This window comes from Pseudomonas sp. 2725, from assembly GCF_050434585.1.
Lineage (GTDB): Bacteria > Pseudomonadota > Gammaproteobacteria > Pseudomonadales > Pseudomonadaceae > Aquipseudomonas > Aquipseudomonas jessenii.
In genome coordinates, this window is the sequence record NZ_JBNDIV010000004.1 from 674989 (window position 1) to 700912 (window position 25924).

The following is a 25924-nucleotide window of genomic DNA, read 5'->3' on the forward strand; positions in this document are numbered from 1 at the left end:
GCCTGCGATGAAAATCGATTTTCCGTTGAACATGCCTTGAATCCTTATACCTGTTCGCCAGGCCTAGCCGAGCATCTGCGCCCAGCTCACCGAAGCACTTTCGCCCAGGGCAAAGCCTTTGCCGCTCAAGGCCAGATTGGCGTTATAGGCCTGGTCCTGAGCAAAGGCTGGGGCCCACTTGTCACGCAGTGCATCGAGGGCTTGCGGCGCTTTTGGTACTTCACCCGAATGAATCACCTGTACCAGCGGCGTCCACACGGTGAGGTAACCGGCCTGACCGGCCCGCAGGCACAGGTCGACGTCGCTCAAGCCGTCGGCGAAGGTCACGCTGTCCAGACCGTCCAGCTCGTCGAACAACGCTTTACGCACCATCAGACACACCATCGACACCGCCGAGTAGTTCTGCTCCAGCGCCAACCGGTGCAGGTAACCTTCGGCGTCGTGTTTTTCACCAACAAAGGCTGAACCCACACCACCGTTCATGCCGAGAATCAGACCGGCCTGAGTGACCTTGCCGTCGCGGTCGATCAACTTGGGACCGACCACGCCGACTTCCGGACGCTGGGCGTGATTGAGCAGCGACTCAAGCCAGTTCGGGTTGACCACTTCACTGTCGGCGGCCAACAGTATCAGGTACTCGCCCTGCGCCTGCTGGCTGGCCGCGTTGTACAACGCCGCATCGCTCATACGCTGATCGGTGCGCAGGACGCTGACTTTCGGATGCTGATAAGTACCGAGCCAGTCATTGACCTCGGCCGACTGATACTGGTTGATCGCAACCAACACTTCGTACTGGATGTAGCGGGTTCGCAGCAAGACCGCTTGCAGGCACTGCTGCAGGGCCGAAAGATTGTCCCCGGCCGGCACGATGATCGACACCAGCGGGCGTTCAGTGTGGCGGTAATCGATCTGCCAGGTGCCAGGTACCGTCGAAGTGATCTTGGCCTTGTAGCCGCGATTGCCCAGGTGGCGCAACAACGCCAGGCGCTCATCGGCGTTTTCTTCCAGTACCGGCGCCCGGGCAATCACCAGTGGCTCATCCAGGTGGGCCAGCCCGTTGAGGCCACCATTCTCGATGATGCGCAGCAGCAGGTCGAACTCAAGGGCCTTGCTGAAATCAGGCTGGTAGCCACCGACTTCAAGGAACACTTCCCGACGGATCAGCCAGTGACGCGCCATCAAGGCCGGCAGGCTTTGCAGCAGATCAAGATTGAAGCCAGGACGGAATACGTCCACCAGTGCGCCTTCGCTGGTGCGCTGGATTTCGTCGGTGGCGACGGCGCGGCAATCCGCGGCAGACAACAGTTCCAGGCTGGCGCGCAACAGCCCGCCGGCAGTGAACTCGTCGCCGGCTTCGGCCAGCATCAACCAGTCGCAAGGCGACTGACGAGCACCCTGGTTCAGCTTGTCGACGTAGTTGCTTTGGGTAACCCGGACAAAGTGCAGAGTGTTCTGCGCCGTGGTCGCGGCCGGTGCTTCACCGGTAGTGAAGACCACAATCCTGAACGCCTTGCTGTGACCTTCGAGCAGGCTGTCGAGAGAGACTTGCAGCTTGTCGATATCGTTATCCAGGTCGAGCAGGAAAATCCCGAACTGAGGACCACCGTCGTTGGCCGCAAGGTGTCGGGCGATCGACTCAGCCTCTTGTTCATCAGGCTGGCGGGGGGAGAGCCATTTGAGCAGTCGACCGGAGAGCATCTTGTCGAACGTCGCACGATTACCCTCAACCGACACCGCCTCCAGACGTGCAGCCCAATCGCCCAGGGTCTGCGCTTCTTCGTCTTCACCCAGCAGTTCCAGCTGGGCCACCAGACGCTTGACCACCGCGCGGTTGAAGATGTTGCTGTCGTGGGCTTGCCACAAACGGTCGACCACACTTTCCGGCGTGTCATTGTTGCGCGCCAGCATCAGGCTCTGCTGACGGGTCCAGATACCCTCCAGGCCTGCCAATTGAACGCGACCGGCCGGCATGGCGTGCAACAGGAACTCGAACTGGGTCAACTGATCGAAAAACGCCTGGTTGTAGAACGGCATTTCGACGTATTGCTTGGGGCCGAAACGGCGCACAGGGCCTTTCTCGACGCTCGTCCAGGCGGACTCGATAATCAGCTCGGTGGTCAGTGCGCGACCGGTGCGCAAGCTATCGGCCAAGGCCTCAAAGCTTTGCAGCGCGAACTGCCGGCCTTGCTCCGGGTCCTCGCTTTGAACTTGGGTCGGCAAGCCGAAGAGGAAAGCGGCAAAGGCTTCACGCTCGGCGACCGTCCTGGCATCCGTATGAGCCAGCGTGTGGAAGATTTCAGTGTTGTGATCCGAGTACCCGTAGTTCATTTCACGCACGACATACGGGATCGGCAGAATCCGCGCCTTGCCCCGCGCCAGCATGTAATAGGTGTGACCGATTTCCTGCCATTGGAAGGACGTATCCTGAGGCATCACCTGATACCAGTCACGTACCAGGTCGGTGCGCTGTACGGCATAGAAAGGTGGCAGGTACTGGTGCATGTAATCGAGCACACGCTCCTCGGCGTGCTCGGACGAATAGTCTTCGCAGACCTTCTTGTCCCGCCGGAAGTAGCTGACGCTGTTGGGTTGCGAAAGGTACATCATGCTGTAGCCGTGGCACAGGCCGTAATCGGGATTGGCCTGCATGAATGCCACGGCTGCGCGCAGGGCGTCGTGCACATGGAAGTCATCGTCGGCGGCGAACACCATGAACGGCGTGGTCACTTGTTCCACGCCAAAGGCCAGCTTGGCACGGACTCCCCAGTAGCCAAACTGCGGAACATGCTGGTAATCCACATTTTCAAACTGCCCGGCCAGGCTTGGCTGACCTTCAGTCGAAGAATCCAGCACCAGAATCCTGCAAGGCAAGCCGCTGTAGAAACGTGCGGCCCGGCGCAAAAATGCCGGCCGCTCGTGAGACATCAGCACCACGGTCAACTGTTCGTTGAGTGCCAACCCGTGTCCAGAATTGTTCTTGCCTTGCATACATTTCCCCACAACGGCGAATCGCCGAAAAAACCCAACGATGTCTTGTCGATTACCGCACGCGACGCAGATAGCCATCCGGCGCGACGGTGATCAGCAGCTTGCTGTGAATGGCCTGATCGATTTCAAAACCGTCGTTTTCTTCCAGGTAAGCCCATACCGCGGTCTTCGGGTTGTCGCCCTTGCCCCACGGACGGTCCGGGAACGCGTCTTCGGGCATGTCTTCAACCACGGTATCCATCACCACGCAGTAGCTGCCCACCGAGGTCATCGGCGCATAGGCCCGCAGCTCTTCCAGGACGTGCTCGTGGGTGTGGTTGGAGTCCAGCACCACCAGCACTTTCTTGCCTTCGACGCGCTGACGGACCTGCTCGACGATTGCCGGATCAATGCTCGAACCCTGGATCATCTGGATCCGCTTGCTCATCGGGTGCGCTTCGATTGCCTCACGGTTGTGCTGGCGGATATCGATGTCGACGCCCAGCACTTCGCCATGGCCGATCAGTTCGAGCATCGAGGCGTAAAACACCAGCGAGCCGCCGTGGGCAATACCGGTCTCGACAATGATGTCCGGCCGCAGCGCCCAGATGATCTCCTGCATGGCGACCATGTCCTGGGGAAACTGAATGATCGGGCGGCCCATCCAGCTGAAGTTGTAGGTGTATTTATGCTTGGCGGTCGTGCCAACCCAGTCCAGCGACGTGGCTTGCAACGCTTTGTCCTGTTGCAGGCCTTCGATGTTCTCTTTTACTTCTTCACGAAACTGCTCATGAGGATTCATTACAGACTCTCCGGAAATTGGTGCGGTGGTTAATTGAAAACCCGACCGTCTTGAAAGGAAGCTGGATTGGTCTTGATGGTCCTGGCGGGACTGCCCACCACAACCGCATAGTCTGGAACGTCTTTGGTCACCACGGCGCCTGCACCGATGGTGACCCAACGACCGATGCGCAATCGCGGCAGGATCGTGGCGTTGGTGCCGATGAAGGTGCCGTCGCCGATCTCGACGCAACCGGCAATGCAGACACCCGGCGCCATGAATACCGAATGGCCGATCTGTCCCTCATGCCCGACGACGCTGCCGGCGCTGATGCTGGTGTTATCACCGAGACTGACTTGCGCCTGCATGATCACGCCCTCTTGCAGATAGGTGCCGACGCCCATGGTGATCATCGTCAGATCGATGCCCGGGTGGATGAAGTTGCCCAGGGTGCCGCCGGCCTCGACGATTTCGCAGGTGGTCCGGTAACGCAGCGCCGTGGTGCCAGTGATCAGATTGACAAAGCGTGTATCGGGGCCTTTCAGCTCGGCCACCTTGTCGGTACCACCCACCACCGGCACGCCATAAAACAGCGTGCCTTGCTTCGCCGGATCGTTATCGAGAAAGGCGAACTGCACGTCCGGCTGGCTGCGTTGCAGGGTGAGGATCATCCGTACCGCTTCAGGATTGGCCGCCCCCAGCAGGTAAACCTTCATAGCCGCGTCCTTTTGAGTACCAGCGCGCGCAGCACCTCGATGACCCGTTGCTGATCGTCATCGGTCATGTCGTGATAACTCGGCAGATTGATCGCGCGCTCCGGCAGCGCATGCGCCACGGGCGAGTCAGCCGTCAGTTCGCTGAACATCGGCAAGGACGACAGCGGCCAGAAGAACACCCGCGCATCGATATCGGCGGCCTGGAAGGCTGCAATCAACATGTCCCGCGTGATCTCCAGCTCGCGGTCAAAGACGACGGTGGGCATCCAGTAACCGTTGCGTGCGTGTTCGGGCTCAGGGTTCATGGACAAGCCCGGCAGCAGCACCAGCGCCTGGGCATAGTTGGCGAAGATCGCGCGCTTGCGTTCGATCAGCTCGTCGATCCGTTCAACCTGCGCGCAACCGACGGCCGCTTGCAGGTTGCTCATTTTGTATTTGAAGCCCAGGAAATCCGGCCAGAACTGTTTGCTGCTGCCCGCTACCCGGCCATGGTTGGACAGGGTCAATACCCGGTCATACAGGGCCTTGTCCGACGTCACGAAGATCCCGCCTTCGCCGGTGGTCATGGTCTTGGTGCCGTGAAAGGAAAACGCACCGAACGCGCCCAGTGAACCCGCCGCCTGACCGCGCCACTGCGAGCCGATCGCCTCGGCGGCGTCTTCGATGACCGGCAGGCCAAACTCGCGACCGATGGCCAGCAGCGCATCCATGTCGCAGAGATTGCCGTAGAGGTGCACCGCCAGAATCGCCTTGGTCCGTGGGGTAATCGCCCGGCGAACCTGCTGCGGGTCAAGGCACCAACTGTCGGCCAGCACGTCGACGAACACCGGTGTCGCACCCAGATAGGTGATGGGCGCAGCCGAGGCGATCCAGTTGGTATCGGCGAGGATCACCTCATCGCCGGCACCGATGCCCAGCGCCGCCATGCCCATGTGCAGCGCGCCGGTGCAACTGGACGTTGCAATCGCGTAGGTCGCACCCACGTGCTCGGCAAAGGACTTTTCGAAGCGGGTCAGGTACTCGTAGCAGCGCTCTCCCCAACCATGGCGGACGGCATCGAGTACGTAGTCAGCTTCCAGCTCACCGACACTGGGCTTGGTGTAATGAATTCGGCTCATCGAATGATCAACTCGGGAATGGCAATGACAAAACGACCGTCCCATGCACGAATGCCGGCAAAGGCCTGGGTGATCTCATCCAGCAGGTTCCACGGCAGCACCAGCACGTAGTCCGGTTTTTCGATGTCGATCTGTGCCGGCGACACGATCGGAATGCGGCTACCGGGCAGGTACTTGCCTTGCTTGTGCGGGTTGGCATCGGCCACCCAGGCCAGCAGGTCCGGCTTGACCCCGGCGTAGTTGAGCAAGGTGTTGCCCTTGGCGGCGGCGCCGTAGCCGACCACGCGCTTGCCATCGGCCTTGGCCTGCAACAGGAAGCGCAGCAGGTCATGCTTGATGCGCTCGGCGGCGGGCGCCAGGGTCGCGTAGTACTCAGGGGTTTTCACCCCGGCGGCGAGTTCAGCCTGCAGCTGTTGCCGAACCGTCGGTTGCACTTCGCGACGCTCGCCGTCCAGCCGCTGGACGAAGACCCGCAGCGAGCCGCCATGGGTCGGGAGCTGACTGACGTCGAACACTTGCAGGCCATTGCGCTCGCACAAGGTCTGCACAGCGGTCAGCGACAGGTAGGAATAATGCTCATGGTACAGCGTGTCGAACTGCTGGCCGGCCATCAGGGTCAGCAACTGCGGGAATTCGAAAGTCGCCACACCCGCCGGCTTGAGCAAGGTCGCAAAGCCGCCGAGGAAATCGTTGATATCCGGGACGTGGGCCAACACGTTGTTGGCGGCCATCAGGTCGGCGCCCCAGCCTTCGCTTTTCAATTGCGCGGCGGTGTCGCGACCGAAAAACAGCTCACGAATCTCCAAGCCTTTTTCCCGCGCCGCTTGCGCGGTGCTACGGGTCGGCTCGACGCCCAGGCAAGGGATGCCGCGCCCGGCCACGTACTGCAACAGGTAACCGTCGTTGGCCGCGACTTCCACCACACGGCTGTCGACGCTCAGGCCGAAGCGTTCGACCATCTCGGCCACATAACGCTCGGCATGGGCCAACCAGGTGCTGGAGAACGAACTGAAATAGGCGTACTCGGCATCAAACAGGCTGTCGGCGCTGGTGTAATCCTCGGTTTGCACCAGCCAGCACTGCTGGCACACGGCAACCTTCAACGGCACCCATTGTTCGGCCTGCTCCAGCTGATCGGCACGCACGTAAGCGTTGGACGGCGGCGAGGTGCCCAGGTCAATCAGCGGCAGGGCCAGCGCAGCGGCGCAACCACGGCAGTTCATAGACGCACTCCGGCAAAGTGTTCATCGAGCGCCGGATGGCTCGCATCGCGCACCGACAGATTATTGACAGGCAACGGCCAGGCAATCGCCAGCCGTGGATCGAGCACCGACAACCCGCCTTCATGTTCCGGCGTGTAGTCGTTGCTGTGCAGGTAAAGCAGCTCGGCATCGGCACTCAGGGTCTGGAAGCCATGAGCGAACCCGGCAGGAATCAACAGGCTGCGGCCATCGCCGGCACGCAGGTGTTCGGCGTGCCAGTGCAGGAAAGTCTCGGAGTCGGGACGCAGATCCACCGCGACATCCCAGACTTCACCACGCAGGCAGGTGATCAATTTGGCTTCCGGTGCACGGGCACTCTGGTAATGCAGGCCACGCACGCTGCCGCGTTCGCGGGTGCAGGAGTGATTGATCTGGCGGATATGAAACGCCTGGCCAAACGCACCGAGGCTGCCTTCGCAAAACAACCGGGAAAAGTGCCCGCGCTCGTCCTCGAAACGTTTGTGCTGCACGCTGAACAATCCGTTCAGCGGCAACGCCTTCAGCAGAAATTCACTCACAGCGTGCCTCGGTACAGGTTCAATTGCGCCAGACTGACGGCGCGCATGTCATCGCCGTTCTGCCACGCCAAATGCCAATCCAGGGTCTGGGTCAGGCACTGCTGCAACGACCAGCGCGGTTGCCAGCCCAGCAATTGACGGGCGCGGCTGCTGTCCAGGCGCAACAGGCCGGCCTCATGCATATCGCTCGGTTCGATGCGTAGCCCGCGTGCTTGCGGCCAGCGGCTGGCGAGCAGTTCGACCACTTCACCGACGCTGCGCATGTCCGCTTCACCGGGGCCGAAGTTCCACGCCCCGGCGAATTGCGGGCCCTGCTCAAACAGGCCGGCCGCCAGTTGCAGATAGCCGGCCAGCGGTTCCAGCGCGTGCTGCCATGGGCGCACCGCCTGGGGATAGCGCAAGGTCACGGGCTCATCCGCCGACCACGCCCGCAGCACGTCGGGAATCAGCCGCTCCGGGGCAAAATCGCCACCACCGAGCACATTGCCGGCGCGGGCCGTGGCCAACGCCAGACCATGCTCGGCATGCTTTTGCGGCGCAAAGAACGAGGCGGCATAGGATTGCGCCAGCAATTCGCAGCACGCCTTGCTGCTGCTGTAGGGATCATGACCGCCCAACGCTTCGTTTTCGCGGTACGGCCACAGCCATTCCTGATTGGCGTAGACCTTGTCGGTGGTCACCAGCACGCAGGCGCGCACGCCGCCCACCTGACGGATCGCCTCGAGCAGGTTGAGCGTGCCCATGACGTTACTGGAGTACGTGCCCAACGGGTCGCGATAACCTTCGCGCACCAGCGGCTGGGCCGCCAGGTGCAGAACGATCTGCGGCTGGGTTTCGGCGATCAGTTCCAGCAAGGCCCCCAGATCACGCAGGTCACCGCGCTGATCATTGATGCCTTCGTGAACCCGGGCCAGTTCGAACAGGCTCGGCTCGGTGGACGGGTCGAGGGAAAACCCGCTGACCTCGGCACCCAGGCTTTGCAGCCACAACGTCAGCCAACTGCCCTTGAACCCGGTGTGGCCGGTGACCAGCACGCGCTTGCCGCGCCAGAATTGCGGGCTCAATCCCATTGCTTCCATGGGGCCTCCCCGCTCTGCCACAGCGCTTCGAGGTGATTCTTGTCGCGCAGGGTATCCATCGGTTGCCAGAAACCGTCGTGCTGGAACGCCATGAGTTCGCCGCGCTCGGCCAGGCCGTCCAGCGGGCCGGACTCCCACGAGGTTTCATCGCCGTCGATCAACGGCAGCACTTTGGGCGACAGGACAAAGAACCCGCCATTGATCCAGCCACCGTCGCCGCGAGGTTTTTCAGTGAAGCCCAAGACCTTGTCGCCATCGCGATTGAGGGCACCGTAGCGACCTGGTGGCTGTACCGCGGTGACGGTCGCCAGCTTTCCGTGCTTGAGATGGAAATCCACCAACGCACCGATATTGAGGTCCGACACGCCGTCGCCATAGGTAAAACAGAAGGCCTTTTCGTCTTCGAGGTAGCGTCGGGCGCGGCGCAAACGGCCACCGGTCATGGTCTCTTCGCCGGTGTCGATCAGCGTGACGCGCCATGGCTCGCTGTAGTTCTGGTGAACATCCATGCGGTTGTTGCGCATGTCGAACGTGACGTCGGAGGTGTGCAGGAAGTAGTTGGCGAAGAAGTCCTTGATCGCATAGCCCTTGTAGCCAAGACAGATCACGAAATCGTGGATTCCGTGAGCGGAGTACTGCTTCATGATGTGCCAGAGAATTGGCTTGCCGCCGACCTCGATCATCGGCTTGGGCTTGAGGTGCGACTCCTCGCTGATCCGCGTACCCAGGCCACCCGCCAAAATAACTGCCTTCATCCCCTTCCCTCTTGTTCGTCACAGGGCTCAGCCAAGCTGTATCAAGCTTTTGCGGGGCCATCTGGGTTAAACCTGCCGCCGTTCAGGACACGTCCGGACTCCCCGGAAGTGCTCGTTTTATGGCGATATAAGGGGGACTTGCAGGAAACGCGCCAGCTCTTTCAATCCGCTACCGGGCAATGCCTGACGGGCATCTTCAACGCTGATTGGAAACCTGGCGGCAAAAAAAGGCAGGCGACTCAACTTCGCCTGCCTGGACGGGATGGATGTGCGAACGGTCAGTCCGCCAGCCAGCCATTTTCCCAGTAGCGCAAATTGTCGCCGCGCAGCACGTAGTCACGCAGCACGATCTCGCGCAACTCATCGCCCATGCGATAGCTGGCGTCCGGATCGGCCAGGTGCATGCGGATCGCCTGCAGCCATTCATCCGTGGAGTTGGTCTTGATCCGGGTGCACGGCAAGTAGCCGCGATAGGCTTCGGTGTCGGTGCAGATCACCGGGTAACCGCACGCGCCATACTCCAGCAGCCGCAGGTTGCTCTTGCAGTCGTTGAAGATGTGGAACTCCAACGGCGCCAATGCCAGATCCAGGTTCAGGCTGGCCAGCTTGGCCGGGTACACATCCAGCCCGATCACCCCATGAAACTCATGCATGTACGGGCGCAAATCGTCCGGGCACATGCCGAAGAAGACCCAGTCGACCTCATTGGCCAATTCGCGGACCACATCGGCGATGACCGCCAGGTCACCGTGGTGGCTGGTGCCGCCACCCCAGCCGACCCGAGGCTTTTTCGAAGTGCGGCGCTGACTGCGCAGATCGGTCCACAAGTGCGACGCCAACATGTTGGGTACCACGCGGATGTCGTGATGCATGTCCGACAGCGCGTTACCCAGCGGTTCGGTGGAGACCACCACGCGATCGCACATGCCGATGGCGCGCCGGACCAGCGCCTCCATTTCATCCTTGCCCGGCATATTGCGAATATGCGCATTACGGTGCGGGACGTTGATCACAAAGTCATCCAGCTCATAGATACGTCGCGCGCTGGAATATTTTTGCAGGCTCGGGATTTCGTTGATCGGACCTTCGGAATAGCGCCCCTGCAAGATGATCACGTCAGGCGAATGGCGCTCGACTTCGATGATGGTCGGCAGGTTGTAATGAATGCGCCCATGCGCCCTGCCGGCGGCCTCCAGTTCGATCAGCGGTTGCGTGACCCGATAATGGCCAATGGCGGATGCGTTGACCGGCAACGCGAGAATCTTCGGCAATTGCGCCTTGGAAAACGGACTCCAACCGGATCGCAAGCCGGGCTCGAGACTGAAGCTTGCCCCGCCCACCCCCTGCAACGCCAGGTTGGAGTTGTAGGCCGGATCACGGGCCACGATCGGCAGCCAGCGCTTATAGAAAACCTCCTGCTCCTGTTCGCTCCGGGCCTGGTCACCCTCTTGCGCAACTACCGCCGGTTGCGCGCCCAAGGCCAGTTGCGCGTGGGGCGTCCACACCACCAGATAACCTTCCTGGCCGACCCGCAGGCACAAGTCCACCTCGTTGAGGGAGTGCGCCAGGCCCTGCTCATCCAGGCCGCCGACCGCATCGAAGACCGCCTTGCGCACCATCAGGCAGTCGCCGCCGACGGCACTGAAATTGTGGGCGACCTGCAAGCGGTACATGTAGCCTGCCGCGTGCAGCATCTCGCCATGGAACGGCACGCCGGCGGGCCCTTGCAGCCCGAGAATCAGGCCGGCATGCAGCACGCGGCCATCGGGGTTGAACAGCTTGGCCCCCACCACACCGACTTCCGGACGTTGCGCATGATTGAGCAGTTCACCCAGCCATTGCGCCTGGGTGATCACCGTGTAGGGGTTGAGCATCAGGACATACTCGCCAGCAGCCTGCTGCACGGCGAAGTTGCGCACCGCCGCTGCATTGCCCTGCAACTCGTAACGCAACACCCGGACCCGGTCGCTGCCCAGTTGCGCCATGCCGGCGAACCAGTCAAGCGCCTCGGCGCTCTCGCTGCCATTGTCCACCAACAGCAACTCGTATTCACCGTACGCGGTTTTCTCCAACAAGCTCTCGACACAGCGTTGCAACGCCAGGGTCTGGTCCTTGCTGACGATAACGATCGACACCAGCGGCCGATCTTCATGGTGATAGTCGACCCGATTGAGCAGTGCCGAACTGCCCTGGCGAATGCCGTGGGCGACACCCAGGCGCTGCAAGTGCGCCTCGAGTAACCGCGGATTGGTGTCCACCACTTGCGGCAGCGACAGCCATTTGGTCAGGTCGAACGCCGACTCCAGCAGAACCTCCGAAACGTGTCCGACCACCTGCGTACCGCCGCTCTCGACCATTCGCCACAACACATCGTGTGGCGCCAGTTCGCCGTACACCGAATCGAAACCGCCCAGCGCCAGGAACTGCTCGCGCTCGAATGCCAGCGCTCGCCCCACGTAGGGATAACTGCGCATCAGGTCCAGGTTGAAGTCCGGCTTGAAGGCAGGCTCGGCCGACTCCCCCTGATGCAACCCACCTTCGTCGCTGTACAGACAGGTAATCGCGCGCGACAGCGCAATGCGTTCAGCCATGACCAGCAAGGCCGGCGCCACCAGCCGATCACCGGCACGCAGCAGATAGAACCAGCCAGTGCCTTCCAGTTGCGGTAACAAGGCGTTGATCTGCTGCTGCCAGTCGTCCTGCAACGGCAAACGGAACACGCGCTCGTCGAGCACGGCTTCTGTGCACGATGCCGACAGCACCAGCGTCAGTTCAGGGGCGTAATCCTGATCCGCCAGCGATTGCAGGGTGAGCTCCAACGCCGAACGGCTGCCGTGCTCATCGATGATGATCGGAACGATTTTGGGCTTTGTTGGCCACGCTTCCAACGTGTCCGCCAACAGCTCGCGCTGACCGTCGGTGAGACGGCGGCACGCCAGCCACTGGGCATACAGTTGCGCGAAACTGACACTGGCAATGCCGACATGCCAGTCCTGGGTGGTCTGCTTGGTGCCCAGGGTCCGGCTCAGCGGCAACTCCTCCCAAACCCGCGGCGACTCGTCCACCCGGGTCAATGGCAGATAGCGCACCCAGCCCTGGGCCGGCGCTGATTCGCCGCTACGTGCTTTGAGCATCTGCGACAGCCACTGCCGCTCGATTTCGGCTGCGTCCTTCATCGACTGTTGGCCGCTCAATCGTTCGGGGTACAGGCGTTCGACGCCGAGCACGTGATTGGACACCGCCAGGTTGCCGCGCCGCATCAGGCAGACATACAAGGCGAAGTCGAGGGTCGCGACGAAGCAATGGCCTGGCTGAGTCAGTGCCGGGAACAGTTCGAGCACGTCAGCCCGACGGAACATCGCGTTGCTGAAACCACCGAGGATGTTGACCGGGAAATTTTCGAAGATCGCCAGCAGGTCCTCCCCCTTGAACACCCCGCCCACAGGGGACAGCGGGGTATTTTCCAGGCGTGAAGGCAGAGGCATGTCGTCGGCATCCCAAAGCAGTCGCTGGGCGACGACCAGGTTGACGTCGGCACAATCGATGAGCATCTGCGCCTGACGCTCGATGCAGGCCGAGAACAACTGGTCGTCATCACAAAGAAATTTGATGTACTCGCCCCGCGCCTGCTCCAGGCAAGCCTGCAGGTTACCCACCAGCCCCAGGGTTCGCGGGTTACGCACATAACGTACGCTCGCCCCCTCCTCAACCAGCGAAGCCACGATGTCTTCGATTTCCTGGCCGCGACTGTCATCGCAAACGATGATCTCCAGATTGCCGTAGCTCTGGCTCACCGCCGTGTGCAAGGCACGACCGAAAAAGCGCGGATTGAAGGCGGGAATGACCAGGCTGACAAGCGGGAGTGAATTCACGGCGGGCTCACAGGCGGCGCGAGCCCGCCCTGAAAAGCGAGCCCTTTGTTACCGCAAAAAAAGACGATAAATACTGAAGGGACAAGGCCATCGGGCGCCTGCGCGCCCAACCACCGTCAGATCTTGTTGAACAGGCCCAGCTGGGAAATCTTGCTGAAGGCCAGCTGCGCAGCCTGCAACATGGTTTGCTGCAAGGTCAGGCGAGTCATGACTTCGGCCGGGTCCGAATCGCGAATTGACTTCTGGCTCTCGCTGTTCGCAAGGGTCAGGCTCTCGTTGGTCGCGGTCTGGTTATCCAGCGCCTGACCGCGGGCACCGATCGTGGTGATGGCCGAGCCGATCTGGTTGGCCGCACTGTCGATGTTGCCCATTCCCGACTCCATGGCCCCCAGAAACTTCTGCTTGGCCACTGCGTCGCCGTCGACTGGCGTGTTCAGCGCGGTGATCATCTGGCCCAGGGTGTCGAGCACGTTCTGGGTCTGATGGTTGTTGTTCTGGATCACGAACTGGTCGCCGGACGCTGGAGTGCCTCCGCCCAGGGCAAAGGTCACGCCCGCCGCGGTGGCGTTGCCGCCCGAAACCGTGCCCGACGAGACCGGCTTGCTGTCAGCGGTGACCGGGGCTGCATACAGGTCGAAATTGGTGGCGCTGGTGAACTTGAGGATCGCCCCGCCCGCCGGGAAGGCGTTGGTGTAAGCCGTCGGGTCGGTCACGCTGGAACCGGTGATGACCGCCGTCGACGGGTTACCGGCGCTGCGCGAGGTGTTGAAGGTATCCGACGTGGAAGACAGATTGAAACTGTGGCCGGCGATCACCGCATCCGGGTTGGTATCACCGGATTTGAGGTTGATGTTCAGCTTGAGGTCGACGCCACGGAAACTGACCGTCTGGTTGGCGCCGTTGGCATTGCTGATCAGACCGTTCTGGCTGGCTTCGGCGGTCACGTCGTTGCCCAGCGAGTCGGTGATCTTCAACTGGGTGCTGCTGAGGAAACTGACGGTGTAGGGCTGGCCGCCAGTGAACTTCGCGTTGTAGGTGGAGCTGGTGCCAACCGTACCGTTGGACAGCACCACGCGACCGTCATCCACCGCCGGAGCAGTCATGGTGGTCTGGGTGCGACTGGTATTGATGGTCTGCTGGAACGCATCCCAGCCAGTGGTGTTGGTCCCGACCGTCATGCCATCGCCAATACCAAGGTCGATGGTGGTCTGGTCACCGTTGTAGCTGTAGGTGCCGTCGGCGTTCTGCGAGTAAGGCGCAGTGTCGGTTTTCGAACCGGAGAACAGGTAGTTGCCGCTCGCGTCCTTGGAGTTCATCAGGCCCAGCACTTGTTGCTGGATCTGGCCCAGTTCCGACGCATAAGCCTTGCGGTCCGCGTCGGTGGCAATGCCGTTGCTGGCAGCGAGGGCCAGTTCCTTGACGCGCTGCAAAGCGGTACCGATGGAGTCGAGCGTGGTTTCCTGCAGGCTCAACGCATTCTTGGTGCTGCCGATGTTGGTTTTGTACTGCTCAAGCATCGCGCTCTGCTGACCCAGTTGCAGCAAACGACCGGCGCCGATCGGATCATCGGCGGCGGTATTGATGCGGACCAGGCTGCTGGCTTCGTTGCTGGTCGCGATGGCCTTGTTGAAGTTGCGCTGGTAGTTGGCAGCGGTGATTTCGTAATACTGGGCGGTGGAAATGCGCATGAATTACGACTCCTTAAAGGCTATTGATCAGCGTGGTGAAAATTTCCTGCGCAGCCTTGATGATCTGCGAAGACGCGGTGTAGTACTGCTGGTACTTGACCAGGTTGCCGGTTTCCTCATCAAGGTCGACCCCGGAGTTCGAATCCCGCGCCCCCTTGGCATTGGCCAGGATTGCCGTGGTGGCGTCGCTGTCGGACTTGCCCTGGGCAGCCTTGGCGCCGACGTTGGTCACCAGCTTGTTGTAGGCATCGGTCAGGCTGATGCCCTTGCTCGCGGTGCCGGTGTCTACGGTCTGCTTGGTTTGCAAACCCACCAGCGCTTGAGCATTGCGGTTGTCCGAAGACGCCGCGCCGGTCAGGTTGATGGTGAAGCTTTCGCCGCTCGCTGGCGTGGCGCCGACCGTGGTCTGCACAGTGAAGGTCTTCTGCACGGCTGGCGTGACGCTGTTGTCCATCACCGGCGCACCGCTGGCATCGACCATGCCCACTTTCAGGTTCAGGGTGTTGCTCTGGCCGGGAACGATGGTGCCGGTGCCGATCGAGTTGCCCTTGGCATCGACCATGTTGTAGGTCTGGCTACCGCCGCTGGCCGCCCCGAACACCAGTTTGACCGGCGTCGAGTTCTTGAGCGCGGTCTGCATTTCTGCCTGGGCCGCCGGGTTGTAGATATCGATGGTGCTGGTCAGCGTCGGCTGGGTGTAGGTGCCGGTGTTGTTGGCGCTGGTCACGCCGGTCAAGGGTGCGGCCGCGGCGATTTTTTTCGGGTCGGTGAGCACGGTCTGGATACCGGCCGCCGCGCCACGGGTCGGTGTCACCTTGAACGAGTCGCCAGCGCTCAACGCACCGCCGTTCAGGTTCAGGCTGAAGCCGTCGATCACCGGAGCCGGCGTCGTCGTGGTGCTGAACGAGCCCATGTCGGTGCCGTCCGAGCGCTTGACGGTGTAGTTGGTCGCGCTGGTGAACGTCACCTGATAGTCGCTGGCGGTCAGCTTGCCGGTGTCCTTGATGGTGACATCCAGATTGCCGGAGCCGGCACTGTTGCCCGCTGCCGCAATGCTGCGCTGACTAATCAGGGCGGCACTGTTGATGTTGTTGAAGATCGCCGCGCCGAAGTCACCGTTCTTGTCGATGCCTTGCGCCTGCTGGCTGTTGATCTGGTCGGCCACCACCAGCGCCACGCGCCCCAGCTCATTGAGCGAAGGGTCGAGCACTTCCTTGCGGTAAGTCAGCAGACCACCGATTTCACCACCGCTGATCACCGAGGTCACGTCGATGGTGCTGGAGCCACGGTTCAGCTGCAACGCCATGCGCGATGGATCGCTCTGGCTCGGCACGGTTTGCAGTGAATTGGTGGTGTTGCCGACCACCAGGGGCTGGCCGCTGCCGATGTAGATGTCGTAGCTGCTGCCACGCTCGACCACTTGGGTACCGACCAGCTCGGACAGTTGCCGCACGGCTTCGTTGCGTGAGTCCAGCAGGTCGTTTGGCTGATTGGTGCCGGTGGAGAGCTCGGAAATCTTCTGGTTGAGCGTGGCAATAGTGGTAGACAGCTTGTTCACCTGATCCGCCATGTCGCCCAGGCTGCCGTTCAGGTTGGTGTTCTGGTCGTTCAACTGCTTGGCAATCGAATTGAAGCGGGCGGACAGGGCCTGGGCACCGGTCAGCACCGACTGGCGGGACGTGTCGTCGGTGGCCGAGGTCGAAACGCCCTGCATCGAGGTGAAGAACTTTTGCAGCACGCCGGTCAGCCCGGTGTTGGTATCGGAAAGCGTGGCGTCCAGCGGAGTGGCCTGAGCGTTGTACGACGCCGCTTCGCTGTTGAGCGAGGTGGCGGTACGCAACTGCGAATCGAGGTAGGCGTTGTACACGCGACGCACATCGGCCAGCGTTGTGCCGGTGCCGATGAACACATTGCCGTACTGAATCGAGCCTTTGGTGCTCTGCACAGATTGCTGGCGCGAGTACCCGGCGGTGTCGACGTTGGCAATGTTGTTGCCGGTCGTCACCAACGAGTTATGGCCAGCACTCAGCCCCGACATCCCGATATTGAGCAAACTCATGGTTCAGACCTTATACCTTGTGCCTATAAAGGCGTAGTTGAAACGCCCGCCGCAGCGTAGTTCTGGTAACTCGTCATCTGCTTGGCTATCTGCGAAATCTTGCTCGCGTAGTTCGGATCGGTTGCGTAACCGGCCTTCTGCAACTCGCGTACAAACTGTTCTGGGTTATCGGCCGACTTCACGACATCTTGATAGCGATTGTTGGTCTGCAGCAAAGTTACAAGGTCGTGGAAACTGTCCTCGTAGGAGTCGTAGGAGCGGAACTGCGCCGTCTCCTTGACCATCTGCCCGTTCCTGAATTCGCTGGTGATCGCCCGCGCCGAATTGCCCTGCCAACTATTGCCGGCCTTGATGCCGAACAGGTTGTGGCTGCTGCTGCCGTCCTGAGCACGCATGACCGACTTGCCCCAGCCGGTTTCCAGGGCCGCCTGCGCCACCAGGTAACGCGGATCGACACCAATGCGGGCCGCCGCTTCCTTGGCCATCGGCAACATGGTGTTGACGAACTGGTCGGCGGAACCGAAGGCTTTCTTCGCCGGCGCCAGCGGAATCTGCGCCATGGCGCGACCGTAGATCTGCATGCCGCCACTGGAAGTTTGCTGCGCGCTGGTCAACCAGTCGCCGTTATACAAAGGACCGGTGCCAGTGCTTGTCGCGCGCTCAGGCAACGGTGTCTTGTTGATCGTCGTGGCTGCGGCCGTCGCCGAAGGCACCAGCCCGGCCAACAGACGATCAGCCAGCTTCGGCGGCAACGCCAGGCGTCGCTGATTGATCAGAGCCATGTCATTGCGGTGACCACCCTCGCCCGCCTCTTGCGGCGCCTGGACCGATCGCGAAGCCCACAATGGACGCTGGCCATTGACCCGCGACAGCGGCCCATTGACCGCAACCGTGCCCGCCGCCACCGGCGTTTGCACGGCGGCCTTGGCAGCCTCTTGCTTGGCCAGCGATGCAGCAGCGGCCTCGCCCGGCGCCAATGGCTTGTTCTTCGACATCTGGCGCATCAGCACGTCCGCCAGGCCGATACCACCGCCCTCGCGGGACATGGAAACGGCCAGTTGCTGGTCGTACATTTCCTGGTACTGCTTGGCCGCCGGCGTGTTCATCGGATTGTCCTGCCCCAGCGCTTCGGTTGCCGAGCGCATGGACTTGAGCATCTCACCGAGGAACAGCGATTCGAACTCCTGCGCCACCTTGCGCATGTTGCCGTCACTGTTCTTGTCGCCGACCTTGAGCTGATTCAGACGATTGAGGTCCGAATAGGAGCCCGAATCGCTGCTGCTGACCAGACCGCTCTTGCGCATATCCACGATGGCCGTCCTCAGATCACGATCAGATCGGCTTGCAGGGCGCCGGCCTGCTTCAGCGCTTCGAGGATGGCCATCAAGTCACCCGGTGCCGCGCCGACCTGGTTCACCGCCCGCACGATCTCGTCGAGGGTGGTACCAGGGCCGAACTTGAACATCGGCTTGGCTTCCTGCTGGGCGTTGACCTTCGAACGCGGTACCACCGCCGTCGTGCCATTGGACAGAGGGCCGGGCTGGCTGACGATCGGGTCTTCGGTAATGGTCACGGTCAGGCTGCCGTGGGTCACGGCGGCCGGAGAAACCTTGACGTTCTGGCCGATCACGATGGTGCCGGTACGGGAGTTGATGATGACTTTCGCGACTGCCTGGCCCGGATCGACTTCGAGGTTTTCCAGGATCGACAGGTAGTCGACGCGCTGGCTCGGATCGAGCGGCGCGGTGACGCGAATCGACCCGCCGTCGATGGCCTGGGCCACGCCAGGACCGAGCATGTTGTTGATCTTGTCGACGATGCGCTTGGCGGTGGTGAAGTCGGAACGGTTGAGGTTCAGCGTCAGGCTGTTGCCCTGGTTGAAACCGCTCGGCACCGCACGTTCCACCGACGCACCACCGGGGATGCGACCGGCCGACGGAACGTTGACGGTGATCTTCGAGCCGTCTCGCCCTTCCGCGTCGAAACCGCCGACCACCAGGTTGCCCTGGGCCACCGCATAGACGTTGCCATCGATACCCTTGAGTGGCGTCAGCAGCAAGGTGCCGCCACGCAGGCTCTTGGAGTTACCGATGGACGAAACGGTGATATCGACCTGCTGACCCGGCTTGGCGAACGCCGGCAAATCGGCACTGATCGACACCGCCGCGACGTTCTTCAACTGCACGTTGCCCGAACCCGGCGGCACCTTGATGCCGAACTGCGAGAGCATGTTGTTGAAGGTCTGCAGGGTGAACGGGGTCTGCGTCGTCTGGTCGCCGGTGCCGTTCAGCCCGACCACCAGGCCGTAGCCGATCAATTGGTTGGAACGCACGCCGGAAATGCTGGCGATGTCCTTCAGGCGCTCGGCTTGAACGTTGAACGCTGCGGACATCAGGAACGCAGCCATCATGAGACTTCTGAAATTCAACGTAGCCACCTAGAAAGGGAACAGCGGGCTGAGGAAGAAACGGTCGAACCAGCCTGGCTGACTCGCATCGGCAAACGAACCGGTGCCCGAGTAGGTGATGCGCGCATCGGCGACACGGGTCGACGGCACGGTGTTGTCGGTGGCGATGTCATCGGCGCGAACCAAGCCGGCAATCCGCACCAGCTCGTCGCCGGTGTTGAGGGTCATCCACTTCTCGCCGCGTACCGCGATAATGCCGTTGGGCAACACATCGGCGACGGTGACAGTGATCGAACCGGTCAGGGTGTTGCCCTGAGCCGCCTTGCTGTCCCCCTTGGTCGCGCGGTCACCTTCGTAGCTGGCACTCAGGCTCAGGTCGCCATCGCTGAACGGGTTGTTGGTGGTGGCGCTGCTGCCGAACAGCGAACTCAGGCCGATGTTGGCCTTGCTGTTCTTGCCAATTTGCGAGTTGGCGTTTTTGCTGGCCTGGGTCCTTTCGTTCAGGGTGATGGTGATGATGTCACCGACCCGGAACGCCTTGCGGTCGCTGTAGAGGTTCTGTTCGAAACCGGCCTGATAGATCGAGCCATTGTTCGCGGCCGCCGGCAACGGCGTGCGCGGCAACACCGGAGCGTAGTAAGGGTCATTGGGCTTGGGCGTCGCAGGCACGCAACCTGCGAGCGCGGTGATCCCACTCAGTGCCAGAACAGATACATAGCGATTCATGACCCTACCTCACGGTGTTGCAGGCGACCCAATGGCCGCCACATAGACTTGATTACAGATTCTGCGTTACGAACGAGAGCATCTGGTCGGCGGTGGAGATCACCTTGGAGTTCATCTCGTAGGCGCGCTGGGTGGTGATCATGTTGACCATCTCCTCAACGGTGCTGACGTTGGACGTTTCCAGGGTGTTCTGCAGCGTGGAGCCGAAACCGTTCAGGCCCGGAGTGCCGACTTGCGGCGCACCACTGGCGGCGGTTTCCAGGAACAGGTTGTTGCCCACCGCCTGCAGGCCGGCCGGGTTGATGAAGTCAGCGGTTTGCAGGTTGCCGATCACCTGGGCTGCCGGGTTGCCGGCAACGGTGATGGACACGGTGCCGTCGCGGCCGACCGTGAAGGTCTGCGCGTCGTTCGGAATGACAATGGCCGGCTCCAGGGCAAAGCCGCTGGCGTTGACGATCTGGCCGTTGGAGTCCAGGTGGAACGTACCGTCACGGGTGTAGGACGTGGTGCCGTCCGGTTGCAGGATCTGGAAGAAACCACGGCCGTCGATGGCCATGTCCAGCGGCTGCTCGGTAGTTTGCAGGCTGCCGGCGGTGAAGTTTTTCTGGGTGCCAACGATGCGCACACCGGTGCCCAGTTGCAGACCCGACGGCAGTTCGCTGTCCTGGGTCGACTGGGCGCCTGGCTGGCGCTTGATCTGGTAGAGCAGGTCCTGGAACTCGGCGCGGTCACGTTTGAAACCCGTGGTCGACACGTTGGCCAGGTTGTTGGAAATGGTGGTCAGGTTGGTGTCCTGGGCGGACAGACCTGTCTTGGCAACCCATAGAGCCGGAAGCATTCGATTCTCCTCGTGCGCCTGTTTTACGGCGCGACGTTCTGGTAATTAGCTGATCTGCAAGACCCGAGCCATGGCCTGGTCATCGTCTTTGGCGGTGTTCATCATCTTGATGTGCAGCTCGAACTGCTTGGCCAGGGCCAGAACGGAGGTCATCTCCTCCACGGCATTGACGTTGCTCGATTCGAGGAACCCGGACACCAGCTTGACGTTGGCATCGGCCTGCGCAGGCGCGCCGTCTTTGGTGTGGATCGAACCATCCAGGCCCTTGGTCATGTTCTTGAAGTCCGGGTTGACCAGCTTGATGCGATCGACTTCCGCCATCACCCGGGGACCTTCACCCATCGCGCGGATGCTGATGGTGCCGTCCTCGCCGACTTCGATCTGCTGCTCCGGCGGCACGGCAATTGGCCCGCCATTGCCCATGACCGGCATGCCGTTGCCGGCGCGCAGCACACCCAGGGCGTCAACGTTCAGGCTGCCGGTGCGCACGTAGCTTTCACCGCCATCGGGATTCTGTACGGCAATCCAGCCGTTGCCTTGCACGGCAACGTCGAGGTCGCGGCCGGTTTCCACCAGTGAGCCAGGGGAGAAATCCGTGGCCGGGCGTTCGGACATGGCAAACGCACGCGCCGGAAAGCTGTCACCGAACACCGGCATCGAACGGGCCTGCTCCAGGTCTTTCTGGAAGCCGTTGGTGGAGATGTTCGCGAGGTTGTTGGCATGAGCCTTTTGCGCCAGTGCATTCTGGCTGGCGCCGGTCATTGCCACATAAAGGTACTTGTCCACACTCTTTCCTCTGCCTGCCGGACGTTTGCCGCCCACTGCTGTGTTGCGCAGGCTGTAGCAATTTGCAGACCAACTTGCGCGCAGCGGCTCCAACCCCCTTTAAACAGGGGCTGGAGGCTAATCAGAAGGGAATCGAACGATGTATCGAAGACGAAAAACCGGCGCGGTTATGCCGCTTGGCGGCAATGCCGTGAAATGTCGGCTACCAACCTTTCACGCCGCTCATGTCGGGCAATTTGTGGGCAATGCCTTTATGGCAATCGATACAGGTCGCCTGGCCGCTGGCCAATGAGGTGGAGTGCATGTTGGCAGCGCGTTTACCCTGGCGTGTGAAGTCCATGAACTCGAAGTTATGGCAGTTGCGACACTCCCGGGAATCGTTGGCCTTGAGCCGTGCCCACTCGTGCTCTGCCAGCTCCCGGCGCATGCCCAGAAACTTGTCCCGGGTACTGATCGTGCCGAACAGCTTGCCCCAGACCTCCTTGGAAGCCTGCATCTTGCGGGCGATCTTGTGCGTCCACTCGTGGGGGACGTGACAGTCCGGGCACGTGGCGCGCACGCCCGAACGGTTGGTGTAGTGAATGGTTTCCTGCAACTCGACAAAAACGTTGTCGCGCATTTCATGGCAGGACGTGCAGAACTTCTCGGTGTTGGTCGCTTCCAGCGCGGTGTTGAACCCACCCCAGAAAATCACCCCGGCGATAAACCCGCCGAGGGTCAGGAAACCCAGGCTGTAATGCACACTGGGCCGACGCAGCACACCCCAATAATCCTTGAGCAAGGCAAGCAAAGATTTCATGGCCTTTCCTCAAGGTTTCGGCTGGTGGTTGATTTCGTCTTGCAAGACCTGGTCGATGTTCTTGAAGCTGTTGCTCACCAGTGGCTTCACATCCTTTTGCGGCACGTGACACTGGTTGCAGAAGTATCGGCGCGGCGACACCGCCGCCAATGCCTGGCCGTCACGGTCCATGTAGTGAGTGATGCTGATCATCGGCGCCTGGGTACGCGCACTGTTGGCGCGACTGTGGCAGGTCAGGCACTTGTTGCTGTTCATGTCGATGGCATACCCGCGAATGCTGTGGGGTATGGTGGGCGGTTGATCGGGGTAATTGCGCTCACGCTTGAGGTCCTTGTTCTCGTCTTCGGCAATGGGCGGTGCCGGCAGCTCCTGGGTCAGGGTCCCGCCGACTCGCCGCCCATCCGGTGCCGGCGCATCCAGTGGGTAACCGGGTTCTGCCGCAAATGTCGCGGGCAGCCACATCAGCAGCATGACAAGCAAGGACAGCGAACGATAATTCATGAAAGCTCTCCTTATGCCGTCTTGATCAACTCAATCCTGATCGCGCATTTCTTGTAATCGGTCTGTTTGGAGATCGGGTCCGTCGCATCAAGCGTGACTTTGTTGATCAGCTTGTTGGCATCGAAAAACGGCACGAACACCAGGCCCTGGGGCGGCTTGTTGCGCCCCCGGGTTTCAATCCGTGCACGCATCTCGCCGCGCCGACTGATCAGCTTTACTTCGCTGCCACGCCGGGCATTCAAGGCCTTGGCATCGGCCGGGTGCATGTAGACCAGCGCATCGGGGACCGCTTTATAAAGTTCTTCGACACGCTGGGTCATAGTCCCGGTGTGCCAATGCTCAAGCACCCGACCGGTGCTCAACCAGAACGGGAAGTCCGCGTCCGGGGCTTCCGCTGGAGGCTCGTAAGGCAGCGCGAAGATGATTGCCTTCTTATCGGGGTAGCCGTAGAACTGCACGCCACTGCCCTTCTCGACATACGGATCGTAACCTTCGCGGAAGCGCCAAAGCGTTTCCTTGCCTTCGACGACAGGCCAGCGCAACCCGCGCTCGGAGTGATAACGATCAAAGGGCGCCAAGTCATGACCATGTCCACGGCCGAACTGGGCATATTCTTCGAACAGGCCTTTTTGCAGGTAGAAACCGAAATCCCGGGCTTCGTCGTTCTGATAGCCCGCCGCCATTTGTTCAACAGGGAACTGATCGACCTGGCCATTCTTGAACAGCACCTCATACAGGGTCTTGCCCTTGTATTGCGGTGAGCCGGCCAACAGTTCCTGCGGCCAGACCTCGTCGGTTTTAAAGCGCTTGGAAAACTCGACCAATTGCCAAAGGTCCGATTTCGCGTCACCCGGCGCCGAGACCAGTTGATGCCAGAACTGCGTGCGCCGCTCCGCGTTGCCGTAAGCGCCCTCTTTCTCGACCCACATCGCCGTCGGCAAAATCAGATCGGCCGCCTGTGCCGAGACGGTGGGGTACACATCCGACACCACCACGAAGTTCTCGGGGTTACGCCACCCCGGCAGTACTTCCTGCATGATGTTGGGCCCGGCCTGCATGTTGTTGCTGGCCATCGTCCAATACACATTGAGCACGCCGTCCTTGAGCATGCGACTCTGCTGCACGGCATGGAACCCGACCTTTTCCTTGATGGTGCCCGCCGGGAGCTTCCAGATTTTTTCCGCGGTGGCGCGGTGCGCCGGATTGGTGACCACCAGGTCGGCCGGCAAACGATGGGAGAACGTGCCCACTTCACGTGCCGTCCCGCAGGCCGAAGGCTGCCCCGTCAGGGAGAAAGGACTGTTGCCCGGCTCGCTGATTTTCCCGGTCAGCAGGTGAATGTTGTAGATCAGGTTGTTGGCCCACACACCCCGGGTGTGCTGGTTGAAGCCCATGGTCCAGAACGAAACCACCTTGCGCTTGGGGTCGGCGTACAGTTCGGCCAATGCCTTGAGGCGTTCGGCTGGCACACCGGTTTCTTTCGCCGTGCGCTCAAGGGTGTAGGGTTTTACAAAAGCGGCGAATTGCTCGAAGTCGATGTCGGTCCAGGTGTTCGCCTTGTCGGCATTTTTGGCTTTCATCTCCAGCGGATTATCGGCACGCAAACCGTAGCCGATGTCATCCGTGCCTTTGGCGAACTTGGTGTGTTTGCTGACGAAGTCTTTGTTGACCGAACCGCTTTCAATGATGTGATTGGCGATGTAGTTGAGAATGAGCAGGTCAGTCTGCGGCTTGAACACCATCGGAATGTCGGCCAGTTCAAAACTGCGATGTTCGAAAGTAGAGAGCACGGCCACTTTCACATTCGGCTGGCTTAGACGGCGATCGGTGACCCGACTCCACAGAATCGGATGCATTTCCGCCATGTTCGAACCCCACAAGACGAATGCATCGGTGACTTCGATATCGTCATAACAGCCCATTGGCTCATCGATACCGAACGTGCGCATAAAGCCCATGACCGCCGAGGCCATGCAATGGCGTGCATTGGGATCGATGTTGTTCGAGCGAAACCCCGCCTTCATCAATTTGTTGGCCGCGTACCCTTCCCAGATCGTCCACTGTCCGGAACCGAACATGGCGATAGACTCCCCGCCCTTGTTCTTCAGCGCCTCCTTGTACTTCAACTCCATCACATCGAACGCCTGTTTCCAGGACACCGGGTGAAACTCGCCTTGTTTGTCATATTGCCCATTGGTCATGCGCAACAGCGGCTGAGTCAGCCGATCAACGCCGTACATGATCTTGGACAAAAAGTAGCCTTTGACGCAGTTCAACCCGCGATTGACCTCGGCTTTTACGTCGCCGTGGGTTGCAACAACCCTGTTGTCCTTGGTCGCCACCATGACGCTGCAACCGGTGCCGCAAAAACGACAGGGCGCCTTGTTCCAGTCCAGGGCGACCATGTCTTGTTCGGTAATCAGGTTGCTGGCAGAGGTAAACACCGGGAGGCCCGCAGCCGCTGCCGCGATCCCGGCAGCCTGGGCTTTGACAAACTCTCGCCGCGTCATAGGCATGTGCTTTCTCCCGTTACATCGAGAATCTCGTGATAAACCAGGGCGGCATTGAGCACGCCTGGCAAGCGATTGATCTGATCGATTCGCTGAAGAATCTGGCTTTCGTGATCGGTTTCCAACACAACCACCAGTTTGCCGGCAGGGCTTTCCTGATGAAGTTCAACGCCCGTGAGCAAACGCAAGTTGGCTTTCACCGCCTCGAACAGGGCCGGACGGGCATGTACTACCAGACTGGCAATGTGCAGCGTCTTTCCCATGTCCCGTACTCCCTGCTGAATTAGAGATAGATGGCGATCAGTTGGGGGGGCCTGGCGGACCGAGGAGCATTTGCAGGAACCAGACAAAAAAACCGTAACCACCGACTATCGCCACCGATAACAGTGGAAACAGAACAATGATCAGGAAATAGAAGAGGCGTGTTTCTTTGCGAACTCGCTGGGTAGAGTCATCCATTGATGGCATGGTCAGCACTCCTGCCAAACTTTGAGAGGAGCCTAGATGGCTTCCTCTATAAGTTCCATGATTCAGATCAATAG

Annotated in this window: 21 protein-coding genes; all 21 read right to left on the reverse strand. The window is 60.8% G+C overall.

From position 1 onward, the window contains the following. Window positions 1-63 precede the first annotated feature (63 nt). Entirely contained in the window at window positions 64-2988 is a 2925-nt protein-coding gene (locus tag ABIE16_RS14555; RefSeq protein ID WP_429521414.1) for a TIGR00180 family glycosyltransferase, read from the reverse strand. Between the two features lie 52 nt (window positions 2989-3040). After that, the gene (locus tag ABIE16_RS14560) at window positions 3041-3769 is read right to left on the reverse strand and encodes a cephalosporin hydroxylase family protein (protein WP_057715903.1); all 729 of its coding nucleotides are present in this window, start codon (window positions 3767-3769) and stop codon (window positions 3041-3043) included. A 29-nt stretch (window positions 3770-3798) separates the two neighbouring features. Continuing rightward, on the reverse strand, window positions 3799-4464 hold the full coding sequence (locus ABIE16_RS14565) for an acetyltransferase (protein ID WP_090453805.1): 666 nt from the start codon (window positions 4462-4464) through the stop codon (window positions 3799-3801). Next, window positions 4461-5582: a DegT/DnrJ/EryC1/StrS family aminotransferase gene (locus ABIE16_RS14570; RefSeq protein WP_429521415.1), complete on the reverse strand. Its 1122-nt coding sequence runs from the start codon at window positions 5580-5582 to the stop codon at window positions 4461-4463. The genes ABIE16_RS14565 and ABIE16_RS14570 overlap by 4 nt, the downstream gene beginning before the upstream one ends. Continuing rightward, window positions 5579-6805: a methyltransferase domain-containing protein gene (locus tag ABIE16_RS14575; RefSeq protein ID WP_429521416.1), complete on the reverse strand. Its 1227-nt coding sequence runs from the start codon at window positions 6803-6805 to the stop codon at window positions 5579-5581. The genes ABIE16_RS14570 and ABIE16_RS14575 overlap by 4 nt, the downstream gene beginning before the upstream one ends. Next, window positions 6802-7362: a dTDP-4-dehydrorhamnose 3,5-epimerase family protein gene (locus tag ABIE16_RS14580; RefSeq protein WP_340315002.1), complete on the reverse strand. Its 561-nt coding sequence runs from the start codon at window positions 7360-7362 to the stop codon at window positions 6802-6804. Before ABIE16_RS14580 ends, ABIE16_RS14575 begins: the two co-directional genes overlap by 4 nt. Beyond that, on the reverse strand, window positions 7359-8441 hold the full coding sequence (gene rfbG / locus ABIE16_RS14585; RefSeq protein WP_218497062.1) for a CDP-glucose 4,6-dehydratase: 1083 nt from the start codon (window positions 8439-8441) through the stop codon (window positions 7359-7361). Before rfbG ends, ABIE16_RS14580 begins: the two co-directional genes overlap by 4 nt. Next, window positions 8423-9196, reverse strand: a complete 774-nt coding sequence (gene rfbF, locus ABIE16_RS14590; RefSeq protein ID WP_057715909.1) for a glucose-1-phosphate cytidylyltransferase — start codon at window positions 9194-9196, stop codon at window positions 8423-8425. Before rfbF ends, rfbG begins: the two co-directional genes overlap by 19 nt. Window positions 9197-9474: 278 nt before the next feature. Further along, entirely contained in the window at window positions 9475-13068 is a 3594-nt protein-coding gene (locus ABIE16_RS14595; protein ID WP_429521417.1) for a glycosyltransferase, read from the reverse strand. Between the two features lie 116 nt (window positions 13069-13184). Beyond that, complete coding sequence (locus tag ABIE16_RS14600; protein ID WP_429521418.1) at window positions 13185-14756, reverse strand: flagellar hook-associated protein 3; 1572 nt, start codon at window positions 14754-14756, stop codon at window positions 13185-13187. 13 nt (window positions 14757-14769) lie between these two features. After that, window positions 14770-16815: a flagellar hook-associated protein FlgK gene (flgK, locus tag ABIE16_RS14605; RefSeq protein ID WP_429521419.1), complete on the reverse strand. Its 2046-nt coding sequence runs from the start codon at window positions 16813-16815 to the stop codon at window positions 14770-14772. A 23-nt stretch (window positions 16816-16838) separates the two neighbouring features. Further along, window positions 16839-18125 carry a flagellar assembly peptidoglycan hydrolase FlgJ gene (flgJ, locus tag ABIE16_RS14610; protein ID WP_429521420.1) on the reverse strand — a complete coding sequence of 429 codons (1287 nt, stop codon included), beginning with the start codon at window positions 18123-18125 and terminating at the stop codon, window positions 16839-16841. A gap of 11 nt (window positions 18126-18136) precedes the next feature. Next, the gene (locus tag ABIE16_RS14615; protein WP_057715914.1) at window positions 18137-19225 is read right to left on the reverse strand and encodes a flagellar basal body P-ring protein FlgI; all 1089 of its coding nucleotides are present in this window, start codon (window positions 19223-19225) and stop codon (window positions 18137-18139) included. A 27-nt stretch (window positions 19226-19252) separates the two neighbouring features. Then, window positions 19253-19948, reverse strand: coding sequence for a flagellar basal body L-ring protein FlgH (flgH, locus tag ABIE16_RS14620; RefSeq protein ID WP_057715915.1), 696 nt, complete (start codon window positions 19946-19948; stop codon window positions 19253-19255). Between the two features lie 52 nt (window positions 19949-20000). Then, window positions 20001-20786, reverse strand: a complete 786-nt coding sequence (flgG, locus tag ABIE16_RS14625) for a flagellar basal-body rod protein FlgG (protein WP_057715916.1) — start codon at window positions 20784-20786, stop codon at window positions 20001-20003. Window positions 20787-20831: 45 nt separating this feature from the next. Further along, on the reverse strand, window positions 20832-21572 hold the full coding sequence (locus ABIE16_RS14630) for a flagellar basal body rod protein FlgF (protein ID WP_154910924.1): 741 nt from the start codon (window positions 21570-21572) through the stop codon (window positions 20832-20834). 202 nt (window positions 21573-21774) lie between these two features. Next, window positions 21775-22371, reverse strand: coding sequence for a cytochrome c3 family protein (locus tag ABIE16_RS14635; protein ID WP_085723386.1), 597 nt, complete (start codon window positions 22369-22371; stop codon window positions 21775-21777). A gap of 9 nt (window positions 22372-22380) precedes the next feature. Then, window positions 22381-22842, reverse strand: coding sequence for a nitrate reductase cytochrome c-type subunit (locus tag ABIE16_RS14640; protein WP_371319448.1), 462 nt, complete (start codon window positions 22840-22842; stop codon window positions 22381-22383). A 41-nt stretch (window positions 22843-22883) separates the two neighbouring features. Beyond that, complete coding sequence (gene napA / locus ABIE16_RS14645; RefSeq protein ID WP_429521421.1) at window positions 22884-25388, reverse strand: nitrate reductase catalytic subunit NapA; 2505 nt, start codon at window positions 25386-25388, stop codon at window positions 22884-22886. Next, complete coding sequence (locus ABIE16_RS14650; RefSeq protein ID WP_340314984.1) at window positions 25379-25645, reverse strand: chaperone NapD; 267 nt, start codon at window positions 25643-25645, stop codon at window positions 25379-25381. Before ABIE16_RS14650 ends, napA begins: the two co-directional genes overlap by 10 nt. Before the next feature lie 37 nt (window positions 25646-25682). Then, complete coding sequence (locus ABIE16_RS14655; RefSeq protein WP_173677902.1) at window positions 25683-25850, reverse strand: periplasmic nitrate reductase, NapE protein; 168 nt, start codon at window positions 25848-25850, stop codon at window positions 25683-25685. Window positions 25851-25924: the final 74 nt, after the last annotated feature.